We start from the raw sequence: 12,766 nt of genomic DNA, 5'->3' as shown, positions 1-12,766 counted from the left end.
GGACCGCCCCGAGGAACCGGCGCGCCGCGCCCGGTCGCCGGTCCTCCGGCGCGGCGGCCGGGGAGACGGCGGTCCGCGGGCCCGGCCCCCGGCCCGGTGCTCCCGCTGCCCGCCCGCCCAGCGGCGTGGCGGGCAGCGGCACCGGCACCGGCGGCACCCGGCCCGCCCGCCACGCGGCGAGTCCGGTGGTCGCGCCGATGAACAGCACGGCGGCCACCGGTACCGCGACGAGCGCCGCCGTGTGACCGGGCAGCCCCTGCCACACCCCGACCGCGTCCCCGAGCCGCCCCGGTATCCGGCTGCCCAGCGCCTCGGTGAGCGCGGCGGCGGCCACGGCGCCCAGCACGGCGTACGCCAGATGCTGGAGGAGGAAGATCCGGACCACCTGGCCGGGGGTGAAGCCGATCGCCTTCAGCACGGAGATGTCCCGCAGATGGCCGCGGATCCGGGTGCTGATCGCCCCGTGCACGGCGAACCCGGCGGCGATCAGCGCGCCGAGCCCGAACAGCCCCAGCACCTGCCCGAGGAGCCGGTTGCCGCCCTGTGCCTCGGCGCGGGCCTGCTGCCAGGTGGACACCTCGCCGATCGCCCCCGCGCCCAGCACCGTCACGGCGCGCTGGACGGCGTACCCGGTGTCCCCGGGATCCGTCAGCCGCAGCCCGACGGCCTGGGCGTCCGGGGTGGGTACCGCGGACGGCAGCGCCCAGACCAGGCCCGGCTGCTCACCCGGGCGGTAGCGCGGCTCGGCGCTGTCGGCGACGCCCACCACGGTCAGCCTGCGGGCGGTGCCGGGCAGGGTCAGGGTGTCGCCCGGCTCGGCGAGCAGCGCGCGGGCGAGCCGGCTCTCCAGGACCACGCCGTCGGGGACGGCCGGGTCGAGCCAGCGACCGGAGACGAGCAGCGGGCGGCCCACGGACGGCACCTCGGCGGAGCCGGCGCGCAGTTCGACGGAGGCGCGGCTGCCGCGCGCGGCGACGGTGGCGGAGGCGGTGGGGTAGGGCCCGGCGACGGACTCGACGCCGTCCAGCCGGGCCAGTCCGCGCAGGTCGGCCGACTCGTCGGTGTGCAGCCACACGTGGGCGCCGCGCGCCTGGGCGAAGACCCGCTGCCAGGGGTTGGTGGCGTATCCGAACAGGGCCGTGGCCAGCAGCAGGGAGGCGACGACGCCGGCGGTGGCGAGGACGAGGAACACCGCCTCGCCGCGGTGGGTGCGCAGATCGGAGTGCGCCCAGCGCAGGGTGGCTCGCACGGGCCTGAAGCCCCTCGGCCCGGGTGCCGGGCGGCGGTCGTGCACCGGCATCTCAGTCCTTCAGCTCCAGCACACCGGATATCCCGGACCGGCGGGGCGAGGAACCGCCGTCCAGTTCCGCGTCGTCGGCGATCCGTCCGTCGAAGAAGCTGATCACCCGGTCCGCGGCACTGGCCAGCCGGGCGTCGTGCGTCACCAGCAGGATCGTCTGGCCGCGCTGGTGGAAGCGGGACAGCAGCCGCATCACCTCGCGGGTGCCCTTGCTGTCGAGGCTGCCGGCGGGTTCGTCGGCGAGCAGCAGCGGCGGGTGGTTGACCAGGGCGCGGGCGAGCGCGACCCGCTGCTGCTCGCCGCCGGACAGCTCACCGGGCATGCTGCGCTCCTTGCCGGTGAGGCCCAGCTCGGCCAACAGGTCCTCGCGTTCGGCGCGGGCCCGCCTGGGCGGCACGCCGGCGAGCAGGGCGGGCAGCTCCACGTTGTCGGCGACGGACAGGTTCGACACCAGGTTGAAGAACTGGAAGACGATCCCGATCCGCTTGCGCCGCTCCACCGCCCAGCGGGCCTCGCTCCAGGCGTCCGCGCACTCGCCGTCCAGCCAGATGCTGCCGCTGTCCGGCCGCTGGAGCCCGCCGAGCAGGTGCAGCAGGGTCGACTTGCCGGCGCCGGAGGGCCCGGTGATCGCCACGAACTCGCCGCCCCGCACGGACAGGCCGACCCCGCGCACCGCGCGGGCGGGCGCGCCCTCGCCGTGGTGCGTCTTCACCAGGGCCTCGGCGCGCAGCACGGGAGCGGAACCGTCGCTCATTCCAGCTCCTTTGACTTCACCGACTCCTCCAGCTCTTCCTGGCACCGCTCCAGCCAGTCGAGGTCGGCCTGGAGGTGCAGCATCGCGCCCTCGATCAGCAGATGCGCGATGCGGTTGTCCCGGTCTTCGGCGGCGGCCAGCTTCGACAGCTGCCGCATGGTGTTCAGGTACTGGCGCCGCTGCTTGTTGATGAGAGCGATCTGGTCGGCGATGCCGGTCTGCGGGGCGAGGGCCAGTTTCATGAAGAACTCGTCCCGCACCCGGGGCTCGTCCTCGGGTTCCTCGAACCAGGCGCGCAGCGCCGTCCGCCCGGCGTCGGTGAGGTGGTAGACCTTCTTGTTGGGCCGGCTGGACTGCGCGACGTCCTCGCCCTCGATCAGTCCCTGCTTCTCGAGGCGGCCGAGGGTGACGTAGATCTGGCCGACGTTCGGCTGAGGGTACGCGGACCCCAGCAGTTGCTCAAGGTCCTGCTTCAGCTCATAGCCGTGGGCCGGGCCGCGCGCGAGGAGTGCCAGGAGGGGCAGGCGCACTCGTGCAGTCCTCCTGTCCTCACCCTGTGCGTAATGTGTTCCAGGCCCTAGTATCGCCCATACCTAACAGGTATACATGGCCTCTGACCCGGGCGAGGGCGCCCGTGGCCGGTGTACAGGGAGGAACCTATGCGGTGGACGCGTGCCGCGGGTAGGGGCCTCCTCGTCCTCGTGGTCCTGCTGACCGGTTACGTCACGTTCGGCGCGCAGGCGCGGGAGGGGCAGAGCGGCGGCGGACGCGGTCCGCTCACCCTGGCCACCGCGGGCGATCTCACCGGCTATCTCGGCCCTCTGCTGGACGGCTGGAACCGCAACCACCCCGGTGAGCGGGTCACCCTCGTGGAACTGCCCGACTCGGCCGACGAGACCCGGGCCCAGATGGCCACCGACCTGCGGGCCGGTGGTGGCGGCCGGTTCGACGTCCTCAACATCGACGTCAACTGGACCCCGGAGTTCGCCGCGGCGGGCTGGATCCGCCCCCTGCCGCGTGAGCGGTTCGCGCTGGAGAGCTTCCTGCGGCCGGTCGTCGACACGGCGACCTACGACGGGCGGCTGTACGCCGTCCCGTACGTCACCAACGCCGGGCTGCTCCTCTACCGCAAGGACGTCCTCGCCGCCGAGGGCGTCCCGCCGCCGCGCACCTGGGCCGAGCTGGAGCGCCACGCCGAGACGATCGCCCCCCGGCACGGGCTCGGCGGCTACGCCGGACAGTTCCTGCCGTACGAGGGCCTGACCGTCAACGCGGCCGAGGCCGTCTACTCGGCGGGCGGCACGATCCTCGGTGACGAGGGCGAGCGGGTCACCGTGGACTCGGCGGCGGCCCGCGAGGGCATCGGGTTCCTGGCGCGCGGGGTGCGCGAGGGCTGGATCCCGAAGGCGGCGCTGGGCTACAAGGAGGAGGAGTCCAAGCAGGCCTTCCAGGACGGCCGGCTGCTCTTCCTGCGCAACTGGCCGTACGCGTACGCCGTCGCCTCCGGCGAGGGATCGAAGGTCGCCGGGAAGATCGGCGCCGTACCGCTGCCGGGTCCGGACGGGCCGGGGACCAGTGTGCTCGGCGGTTCCAACCTGGCCGTGAGCAGCCATGCCCGGCATCCGGACTCGGCCGCGCGCCTGATCGCGTACCTCACCAGCGAGTCCGTGCAGCGCCAGGTCCTCACGCGTGGCGCGCTGCCGCCCGTACGGGCCGCGCTCTACGACGATCCGGCCCTCGTGCGGGCCTTCCCCTACCTGCCGACCCTGCGCGAGAGCGTGCTCAGGGCCGCGCCGCGCCCCAAGAGCCCGCACTACGACCAGGTCAGCCTGGTGGTGCAGGCCGCCGTGCAGGACGCGCTGACCGGGCGGCAGACGCCCGAGGCCGCGGTGCGCAGGCTCGCGCGGGAGCTGGCGGCCGTCTCCGCCCGCTAGTTACTTGTTAGGTAACGGCGACATCTCAACTGACTTCAGCATGCCCGGATTGGTCCCGCTTTGACGCCCCAACCAACCAGTATCTTCCGTTCTCTTCGTTGACACCCCTCTGACACGCCTACCTAACATGCATGCATGTTGAGTAAGTACCACTGGTGGCGGGACGCGGTGATCTACCAGGTCTACGTCCGCAGCTTCCTGGACAGCACCGGCGACGGCGTCGGCGATCTCGCGGGCGTCCGCGCCGGGCTGCCGTACCTGAAGAAGCTCGGGGTCGACGGGATCTGGCTGAGCCCGTTCTACCCCTCCCCGCAGGCCGACCACGGCTACGACGTGGCCGACTACTGCGACGTCGACCCGCTCTTCGGCGACCTCGCCGAGTTCGACGGGCTGGTGGCCGCCGCGCACCGGCTCGGCATCAAGGTGCTGCTCGACATCGTCCCCAACCACTGCTCCAGCGCCCACCCGTGGTTCCGCGAGGCGCTCGCCTCCCCGCCGGGCAGCGCGGCCCGCGCCCGCTTCCACTTCGCCGACGGACGCGGACCCCACGGCAGCGAGCCCCCCAACAACTGGCACGCCATGTTCGGCGGGGCGGCCTGGAGCCGGGTCACCGAGGCGGACGGCCGCCCCGGCCAGTGGTACCTGCACATGTTCACGCCCGAGCAGCCCGACTGGAACTGGCGCAACCCGGCGATACCCGCCGAGTTCGACCGGATCCTGCGCTTCTGGCTCGACCGGGGCGTCGACGGCTTCCGCATCGACGTCGCCGCCGGCCTGTTCAAGCACCCGGCGCTGCCCGACTCCGACGACCCCGAGGCCGACGCCCGCACCCGCGACTCGGTCAACCCGCTCGCCTGGAACCAGCCCGAGGTGCACGACGTGTGGCGGCACTGGCGGTCCGTGTGCGACGAGTACGCCGCCCGCGACGGCCGCGAACGCCTGCTGGTCGGCGAGGTGTCCGTGCCCACCGCCCGCGAGCACGCCCTGTACGTCCGCCCCGACGAACTCCACCAGGCCTTCTTCTTCGACCTGCTCGGCGCCCCCTGGGACCCCGACGCCTTCCGCAAGGTCATCTCCGAGGCCATGGACGACATCGCCGGCACCGGCTCGACCGTCACCTGGGTCCTCAACAACCACGACCAGGTCCGCACCGTCACCCGCTACGGCGAACCCGCCCCCGGCGGCAGCGGCCTCGGCGCCGCCCGCGCCCGCGCCGCCGCCCTGCTGATGCTGGCCCTCCCCGGCGCCGCCTACATCTACCAGGGCGAGGAACTGGGCCTGCCCGAGGTCGTCGACCTGCCCGACGACGTCCTCACCGACCCGATCTTCCGCCGCACCGGCAGCCGCGCCCGGATCCGCGACGGCTGCCGGGTGCCCCTGCCGTGGTCCGGACAGGCCTCGCCGTTCGGCTTCACCTCCGGCGCCGAGAGCGCCAAGCCGTGGCTGCCGCAGCCCGACTACTTCGCCGAGTACGCCACCGAGCGCGCCCTCGCCGACACCCGCTCCTTCTGGCACCTGTACCGCGACGGCCTCCAGCTGCGCGCCGCCCTGCCCCAGCTCGGCGAGGGCACCCTGCGCTGGCTGGACTCCCCGCCCGGCGTGCTGACCTTCGTCCGCGGCGACGACCTGGTCTGCGCGGTCAACTTCGGCACGGCCTGCGTACCCGCGCCGGTCTCCGGCACCCCGCTGCTGTCCAGCGGCGCCTGCCCGGCCGGGGAACTGCCCGGCTCGACGGCGGCCTGGTGGATCAACGACCTCCCCGTCTCCTCCTGAGACAACCTGCGAAGGGACATCGACGATGATGCGACGACGTACCACCCTCCTCACCACCTGCACCGCCCTCGCCCTGGCGCTCGGCGCGACCGCCTGCGGGGGCGGGCCCGTCAGCGCCGGCGGCGGCGACCAGGCGCTGAGCGGCCAGACGGTCACCGTGGCCGGTGTCTGGTCCGGCACCGAGCAGCGGAACTTCCAGAAGGTGCTGGACGCCTTCACCGAGAAGACCGGCGCCAAGACCCAGTTCGTGTCCACCGGCGACAACGTCTCCACCGTCGTCGGCAGCAAGATCGAGGGCGGCAACGCCCCCGACGTCGTGATGGTCCCGCAGGTCGGCGTCCTGAAGCAGTTCGCCGAACAGGGCTGGCTCAAGCCGCTGTCGGAGAAGACCGAGCAGTCCGTGGACGCGGGCTTCGCCCCCGTCTGGAAGAAGTACGGCAGCGTCGACGGCGAGCTGTACGGCCTCTACTTCAAGGCCGCCCACAAGTCGACCGTCTGGTACAGCCCCGACGCCCTCGCCCAGGCGGGCGTGAAGCCGCCGAAGACGTACGACGAGATGCTGAAGGCCGGACGGACCGTCTCCGACTCCGGACTCGCCGCCTTCTCGGTCGCCGGCCAGGACGGCTGGACCCTCACCGACTGGTTCGAGAACGTCTACCTCTCCCAGGCCGGGCCCGAGAAGTACGACGCCCTCGCCGCGCACGAGCTGAAGTGGACGGACGCCTCCGTCGTCGAGGCGCTCACCACGCTCGGCAAGCTCTTCAAGGACAAGCAGCTGATCGCGGGCGGCCAGAAGGGCGCCCTGAACACCGACTTCCCCGGCTCGGTGGAGAAGGTGTTCGGGCCGGAGCCCGAGGCGGGCATGGTCTACGAGGGCGACTTCGTGGCCGGAGTCGCCAAGGACCAGTTCGGCAGGGCGATCGGCGAGGACGCGGACTTCTTCCCCTTCCCCGCGGTCGGCGGCGGCAAGGCACCCGTGGTCAGCGGCGGCGACGCGGCCGTCGTCCTGAAGGAGGGCAAGAACCAGAAGGCCGCCATGGCGCTCGTGGAGTACCTGGCCACCCCCGAGGCCGCGGCCGTGTGGGCCGAGGCCGGCGGCTTCCTCTCCCCGAACAAGAACCTCGATCTCGCCTCCTACGGCGACGACGTCACCCGGGCGACCGCCAAGTCCCTCGTCGCCGCCGGGGACTCGGTCCGCTTCGACATGTCCGACCAGGCCCCTGCGGCCTTCGGCGGCACCAAGGGCACCGGCGAGTGGAAGATCCTCCAGGACTTCCTGCGCGACCCGTCGGACCCGAAGGCCACCGCGGCGCAGCTGGAGGCCGCGGCTGCCAAGGCGTACCGGGGCTGACATGACCGCCACCCTCGTGAAAGAGGCGAGCCGTCCGGCCGCCGCGAGCACCGACGACGTCCGTCGGCGCCCGCGGCGCCGGGGCCGGATCATCGCCCTGCTCTTCGTCCTCCCCGCGCTGCTCCTGCTGGGCGCCCTCGTCGTCTACCCGGTGCTGTTCTCGGTCGGCCGCAGCTTCTTCGACGCCTCCGGGACCCGGTTCGTCGGCGGCGAGAACTACGCCGAGATGTTCCGCGACCCCGCCACCCTCAAGGCCGTCCGCAACACGGCCATCTGGGTCGTCGTCGCGCCGACCCTGCTGACCGGCCTCGGCCTGATCCTCGCCGTGCTGGTGGAGAAGGTCCGCTGGGCCACCGCCTTCAAACTGCTGCTCTTCATGCCGATGGCGGTCTCCTTCCTCGCCGCCGGCATCATCTTCCGGCTCGCCTACGACGAGGACCCCGACAAGGGCGTGCTCAACGCCGCCGTGGTCTCCGTCCACGACGCCTTCACCGGCACCTCCTCCTACCCGACCGCCCGGGCCCGCGACGGCCAGGGCCTGACGAAGCAGCCGGACGGCGCCTACCGCACGACCGCGGCGCTCTCGCCGGGGGACACGGTGACGCTGGGCCTGGTCGGCGTCCAGCCGAAGGACCTGCCCGGCGGCGCAGAACCCGCCCACGCCGCGGCCGGCCGCACCCCCGGCCCCGACGAGCTGCGCGGCGTCGTCTACCTGGACTTCACGCCCGGCGGGGGAGGGGAGCAGGGCCGGGTCGACCGGCGCGAGAGCGGACTGCCCGAGATGCGGGTCGAGGCGGTGCGCGACGGCGAGGCGGTCGCCTCCACGACCACGGCGTCCGACGGATCGTTCCGCTTCGACGGCCTCTCCGAGGGCTCCTACACGGTGCGACTGCCCGCCTCGAACTTCGCCCCGCCCTACGAGGGCGTCTCCTGGCTCGGCCCGGCGCTCGTCACGCCCGCGATCATCGGGGCGTACCTGTGGATCTGGACCGGCTTCGCGATGGTGCTGATCGGCGCGGGCCTGTCCACACTGCCCCGGGACGCCCTGGAGGCGGCGCGGATGGACGGCGCCAACGAGTGGCAGATCTTCCGCCGGATCACGGTCCCGCTGCTCGCCCCCGTGCTCACGGTCGTCTTCGTGACCCTCGTCATCAACGTGATGAAGGTCTTCGACCTCGTCTACATCATCGCGCCCGGCCCGGTACAGGAGGACGCGACCGTGCTCGCCACGCAGATGTGGCTGGTGTCGTTCGGCGGCGGCAACAACCAGGGCCTCGGCAGCGCGCTCGGCGTCCTGCTCCTGCTGCTGGTCGTCCCGGCGATGGTCTTCAACGTCCGCCGTTTCCGAAGGAGTCAGCGATGAACGCGATCCGGCGCGGACTGGGCAACGGGCTCGTCCAGGCCTTCCTCGTGGTGACCGGCCTGGTCTGGATGACCCCGCTCGCCGGGCTGTTCCTCTCCTCGCTGCGGTCCGCAGAGGACACCGCGACGGGCGGCTGGTGGACCGTCTTCACCAGCCCCGGCCAGCTCTCCTTCGACAACTACTCGGCACTGCTGGACAACTCGGGCATCACCCAGGCCTTCTGGAACACGGTGCTGATCTCGGTCCCGGCGACCGTCCTGGTCGTGGTGATCGCGGCACTCGCCGGATACGCCTTCGCCTGGCTGGACTTCCCGCTGCGCGAACCGCTGTTCCTGCTGGTGGTGGCCCTGCTGGTGGTCCCCGTGCAGATCGGCCTGCTCCCGGTCGCCAAACTCTTCGGCCAGCTCGGCCTGTTCGGCACCATCCCCGGCGTGGTCCTCTTCCACGTGGCCTACGGCCTGCCGTTCGCGGTGTTCCTGCTGCGCAACTACTTCGCCGAGATCCCGAAGGAGATGCTGGAGGCCGCCCGCATGGACGGCGGCAGCGAGTGGCGCATCTTCATCCGCCTCGTCCTGCCCGTCGGCCGCCCGGCCATCGCCAGCCTCGCCATCTTCCAGTTCCTCTGGGTGTGGAACGACATGCTGGTCGCCCTGCTGTTCGCCGACAGCACCGCCCAGCCGCTGACCGTGGAACTCCAGTCCCAGATCCGCCAGTTCGGCAGCAACATCGACGTCCTGGCCCCCGGCGCGTTCCTCTCCCTGGTGGTCCCGGTGGCGGTGTTCTTCGCCTTCCAGCGGCACTTCGTGCAGGGGGTGATGGCGGGGTCGGTCAAATAGCCGGACACACGAGGGGCGGCGGAGAACCCGGTTCTCCGCCGCCCTTTTCCGTGCTCCGCTCACCCGTTCACGGCGTAGCCGGCGGATACAGCGACCGTGGCAGCTGGGAGGCCGCCGCCGTGTCCAGGAGCCACAGGGTGCGGGAACGGCCGTGGGCGCCCGCTGCCGGGGCCTGGATCTCGCCCGCGCCCGAGAGGGCGATCGCCGCGGCGTTCGCCTTGTCCTCGCCGGCCGCCAGCAGCCACACCTCACGGGCCGCCCGGATCGCCGGGAGGGTGAGGGTGACCCGGGTGGGCGGCGGCTTGGGCGCGCCGCGCACGCCGACGACCGTGCGCTCGGTCTCGCGCACCGCGGGCAGCTCCGGGAAGAGCGACGCCACGTGCGTGTCCGGGCCGACGCCCAGCATCAGCACGTCGAAGGTGGGCACCGCGCCGTGGTTCTCCGGCCCGGCCGCGCGGGCCAGCTCCTCGGCGTACGCGGCGGCCGCCGCGTCCACGTCGGTGCCGTACGGCCCGTCCGAGGCGGGCATGGCGTGCACCCGCTTCGGATCCAGCGGCACGGAGTCCAGCAGGGCCTCGCGGGCCTGGGTGACATTGCGGTCCGGGTCGCCCTCGGGCAGGAACCGCTCGTCGCCCCACCACAGGTCGAGCCGGGTCCAGTCGATCGCGTCCCGCGCGGGCGCGGCGGCCAGCGCGGCGAGCAGACCGTTGCCGTTGCGCCCGCCGGTGAGCACGATCGACGCGGAGCCGCGCGAGGCCTGCGCGTCCACGATCTTCGTGATCAGCCGGGCCGCCGCGGCCTGTGCCATCAGTTCCTTGTCGCGGTGCACGACCAGCTGCGGAGTGCTCACTTCGCCGCCGCCTTCTTCGCCGGGGCCTTGCGGGTGGCCTTCTTCGCGGGGGCCTTCGCGGCCTCCTCGACGGGCTCCGGCACGGCGACCGGGTCCTCGGAGGCGACCGGGTCCGGCCCGGCCTCCGGCTCCTGCCGCGCGGGCTTCGCGTTCAGCCGCTCCACCCCGTACCGCAGCGCCGAGGCGTAGGTGTCGTCCGGGTCCAGCCGCCGCAGCTCCTCCGCGATCAGCTCGGCCGTCTCCCGCCGCTTGAGGGCCACCGCCCGGTCCGGCTGGCCCTCGATGGACAGCGTCGCCAGCGAGCCGTCGGCGCGGTCCAGCACGATCGGGCCGCAGTCGGTGTCCATCCGGACCGCGGTCAGCCCGGGCCCGGCGGACACCGAGCGCCGCACGGGCACGTCCAGCCGGTCCGCGAGCCACATCGCCAGCAGCTCGCAGCTCGGATTGAACTCCTCGCCCTCGACCTCGACGCCCCGCACCTGGCAGACCACCTGGTCCAGCGCCGCGGCCAGCATCGAGCGCCAGGGCGTGATGCGGGTCCACGACAGGTCGGTGTCGCCGGGGGTGTAGGTCCCGGCGCGGGCGGTCAGGTCCCGGACCGGTTCCTCGGCCGCGTAGGTGTCGGTGACCCGGCGCTGGGCCAGCGCGCCCAGCGGGTCGTTCGCCGGGTCCAGCGGCGCGTCGACCGGCCACCAGACGACCACGGGGGCGTCGGGCAGCAGCAGCGGCAGCACCACCGACTGGGCGTGGTCGACGACGTCGCCGTACAGCCGCAGCACCACCGTCTCACCGGTGCCCGCGTCCGCGCCGACCCGCACCTCGGCGTCGAGGCGGGACTTGGTGCGGTCGCGAGGGGTGCGCGAGACGCGCTTGACGACCACGAGGGTGCGCGAGGGGTGCTCGCGCGAGGCCTCGTTGGCGGCCTTCAGGGCGTCGTACGCGTTCTCCTCGTCCGTGACGATGACCAGCGTGAGCACCATGCCGACGGCCGGGGTGCCGATGGCCCGGCGGCCCTGCACCAGCGCCTTGTTGATCTTGCTGGCCGTGGTGTCCGTGAGGTCTATCTTCATGGCCGGCGCCAGCTCCGTCCGTCTCGCTCCAGCATGTCGTCCGCCTCGACCGGACCCCAGGTGCCGGCCGGGTACTGGGCCGGCTTGCCGTTCTGGTCCCAGTACTCCTCGATCGGGTCGAGGATCTTCCAGGACAGCTCGACCTCCTCGGTGCGCGGGAAGAGGTTCGAGTCGCCGAGCAGCACGTCCAGGATCAGCCGCTCGTACGCCTCCGGGCTGGACTCGGTGAAGGACTCGCCGTACGCGAAGTCCATCGACACGTCCCGGATCTCCATCGACGTGCCCGGCACCTTCGAGCCGAACCGGACCGTGACGCCCTCGTCGGGCTGGACGCGGATCACGATCGCGTTCGAGCCCAGTTCCTCCGTCGCCGTGGTGTCGAAGGGGGAGTGCGGGGCGCGCTGGAAGACGACCGCGATCTCCGTCACCCGGCGGCCCAGGCGCTTGCCGGTGCGCAGGTAGAAGGGGACGCCCGCCCAGCGGCGGTTGTCGATGCCCAGCTTGATCGCGGCGTAGGTGTCGGTCTTGGAGTCGGGGCTGATGCCCTCCTCCTCCAGATAGCCGATGACCTTCGCGCCGCCCTGCCAGCCCGCCGAGTACTGGGCGCGCACGGTGTCGCGGCCCAGGTCCTTCGGCAGCCGCACCGCGCCGAGCACCTTGGTCTTCTCCGCGGCCAGCGCGTCCGCGTCGAAGGAGGCGGGCTCCTCCATCGCGGTCAGCGCGAGCAGCTGGAGCAGGTGGTTCTGGATGACGTCACGGGCGGCGCCGATGCCGTCGTAGTAGCCGGCCCGGCCGCCGATGCCGATGTCCTCGGCCATGGTGATCTGCACGTGGTCCACGAAGGACCGGTTCCAGATCGGTTCGAACATCGTGTTGGCGAAGCGCAGCGCCAGGATGTTCTGGACGGTCTCCTTGCCCAGGTAGTGGTCGATGCGGAAGACCTGGTCCGGGGCGAAGACCTCGTGGACGACCTTGTTCAGCTCCTCGGCCGACTTCAGGTCGTGGCCGAACGGCTTCTCGATGACCGCGCGCCGCCAGGAGCCGCCGGTCTGGTCCGCGAGGCCGTGCTTCTTCAGCTGCTGGATGACCACCGGGAAGGAGCGCGGCGGCACGGACAGGTAGAAGGCGAAGTTCCCGCCGGTGCCCTGTGCCTTGTCCAGCTCCTCGATGGTGGCGCGCAGCTTCTCGAACGCCTCGTCATCGTCGAAGGTGCCCTGGACGAACCGCATGCCCTGGATGAGCTGCTGCCAGACCTCTTCGCGGAAGGGGGTACGGGCGTGTTCCTTGACGGCGTCGTGGACCTCCTGCGCGAAGTCCTCGTGCTGCCACTCGCGGCGGGCGAAGCCGACCAGCGAGAAGCCCGGCGGCAGCAGACCCCGGTTGGCGAGGTCGTAGACGGCCGGCATCAGCTTCTTGCGCGACAGATCCCCCGTGACGCCGAAGATGACCAGGCCCGACGGCCCCGCGATACGCGGGAGCCGTCGGTCTGCGGGGTCACGGAGCGGATTCGCTCCTGTGACGGAGGGAGACAAGGT

At 72.4% G+C, this 12,766-nt stretch carries 11 protein-coding genes; 5 read left to right on the top strand and 6 right to left on the bottom strand.

Annotated features, from left to right (window positions below):
* The 3 genes from CCN42_RS20815 to CCN42_RS20805 form a co-directional block, all read right to left on the bottom strand.
* Window positions 1-1,249, bottom strand: a 1,249-nt coding sequence (locus CCN42_RS20815) for an ABC transporter permease (RefSeq protein ID WP_143661969.1), incomplete at its 3' end; no start/stop codon positions are given.
* Window positions 1,250-1,301: 52 nt separating this feature from the next.
* A complete protein-coding gene (locus CCN42_RS20810) occupies window positions 1,302-2,054 on the bottom strand; it encodes an ABC transporter ATP-binding protein (protein ID WP_086737749.1) in 753 nt (250 codons plus the stop codon).
* A complete protein-coding gene (locus tag CCN42_RS20805; protein ID WP_086737747.1) occupies window positions 2,051-2,584 on the bottom strand; it encodes a PadR family transcriptional regulator in 534 nt (177 codons plus the stop codon). The genes CCN42_RS20810 and CCN42_RS20805 overlap by 4 nt, the downstream gene beginning before the upstream one ends.
* A 129-nt stretch (window positions 2,585-2,713) precedes the next feature.
* On the opposite strand from CCN42_RS20805, the gene CCN42_RS20800 reads away from it, so the two are divergent.
* The 5 genes from CCN42_RS20800 (at window position 2,714) to CCN42_RS20780 (ending at window position 9,311) form a co-directional block, all read left to right on the top strand.
* Entirely contained in the window at window positions 2,714-3,988 is a 1,275-nt protein-coding gene (locus CCN42_RS20800; protein ID WP_086737745.1) for an ABC transporter substrate-binding protein, read from the top strand.
* Window positions 3,989-4,123: 135 nt separating this feature from the next.
* Window positions 4,124-5,761 carry a glycoside hydrolase family 13 protein gene (locus tag CCN42_RS20795; RefSeq protein WP_211294758.1) on the top strand — a complete coding sequence of 546 codons (1,638 nt, stop codon included), beginning with the start codon at window positions 4,124-4,126 and terminating at the stop codon, window positions 5,759-5,761.
* 25 nt (window positions 5,762-5,786) lie between these two features.
* Window positions 5,787-7,112, top strand: coding sequence for an ABC transporter substrate-binding protein (locus tag CCN42_RS20790; protein WP_086737743.1), 1,326 nt, complete (start codon window positions 5,787-5,789; stop codon window positions 7,110-7,112).
* Window position 7,113: 1 nt separating this feature from the next.
* Window positions 7,114-8,475 carry an ABC transporter permease subunit gene (locus CCN42_RS20785; RefSeq protein WP_086737741.1) on the top strand — a complete coding sequence of 454 codons (1,362 nt, stop codon included), beginning with the start codon at window positions 7,114-7,116 and terminating at the stop codon, window positions 8,473-8,475.
* Window positions 8,472-9,311, top strand: coding sequence for a carbohydrate ABC transporter permease (locus tag CCN42_RS20780; RefSeq protein ID WP_086737739.1), 840 nt, complete (start codon window positions 8,472-8,474; stop codon window positions 9,309-9,311). The genes CCN42_RS20785 and CCN42_RS20780 overlap by 4 nt, the downstream gene beginning before the upstream one ends.
* Before the next feature lie 67 nt (window positions 9,312-9,378).
* On the opposite strand, the gene pgl is transcribed toward CCN42_RS20780, so the two are convergent.
* From pgl to zwf, 3 genes are read right to left on the bottom strand one after another with little or no spacing between them, the layout of a single operon-like run.
* Window positions 9,379-10,161 (bottom strand): 6-phosphogluconolactonase, encoded by a 783-nt coding sequence (gene pgl, locus CCN42_RS20775; RefSeq protein WP_086737737.1) that lies wholly within the window; start codon window positions 10,159-10,161, stop codon window positions 9,379-9,381.
* The gene (opcA, locus tag CCN42_RS20770; protein ID WP_086737735.1) at window positions 10,158-11,231 is read right to left on the bottom strand and encodes a glucose-6-phosphate dehydrogenase assembly protein OpcA; all 1,074 of its coding nucleotides are present in this window, start codon (window positions 11,229-11,231) and stop codon (window positions 10,158-10,160) included. Before opcA ends, pgl begins: the two co-directional genes overlap by 4 nt.
* A complete protein-coding gene (gene zwf / locus CCN42_RS20765) occupies window positions 11,228-12,763 on the bottom strand; it encodes a glucose-6-phosphate dehydrogenase (RefSeq protein WP_086737733.1) in 1,536 nt (511 codons plus the stop codon). The genes opcA and zwf overlap by 4 nt, the downstream gene beginning before the upstream one ends.
* Window positions 12,764-12,766: the final 3 nt, after the last annotated feature.

Origin of the sequence: Streptomyces glaucescens (genome assembly GCF_002154375.1) — a bacterium.
Lineage (GTDB): Bacteria > Actinomycetota > Actinomycetes > Streptomycetales > Streptomycetaceae > Streptomyces > Streptomyces glaucescens.
This window is presented reverse-complemented; position numbering and strand designations above follow the sequence as displayed.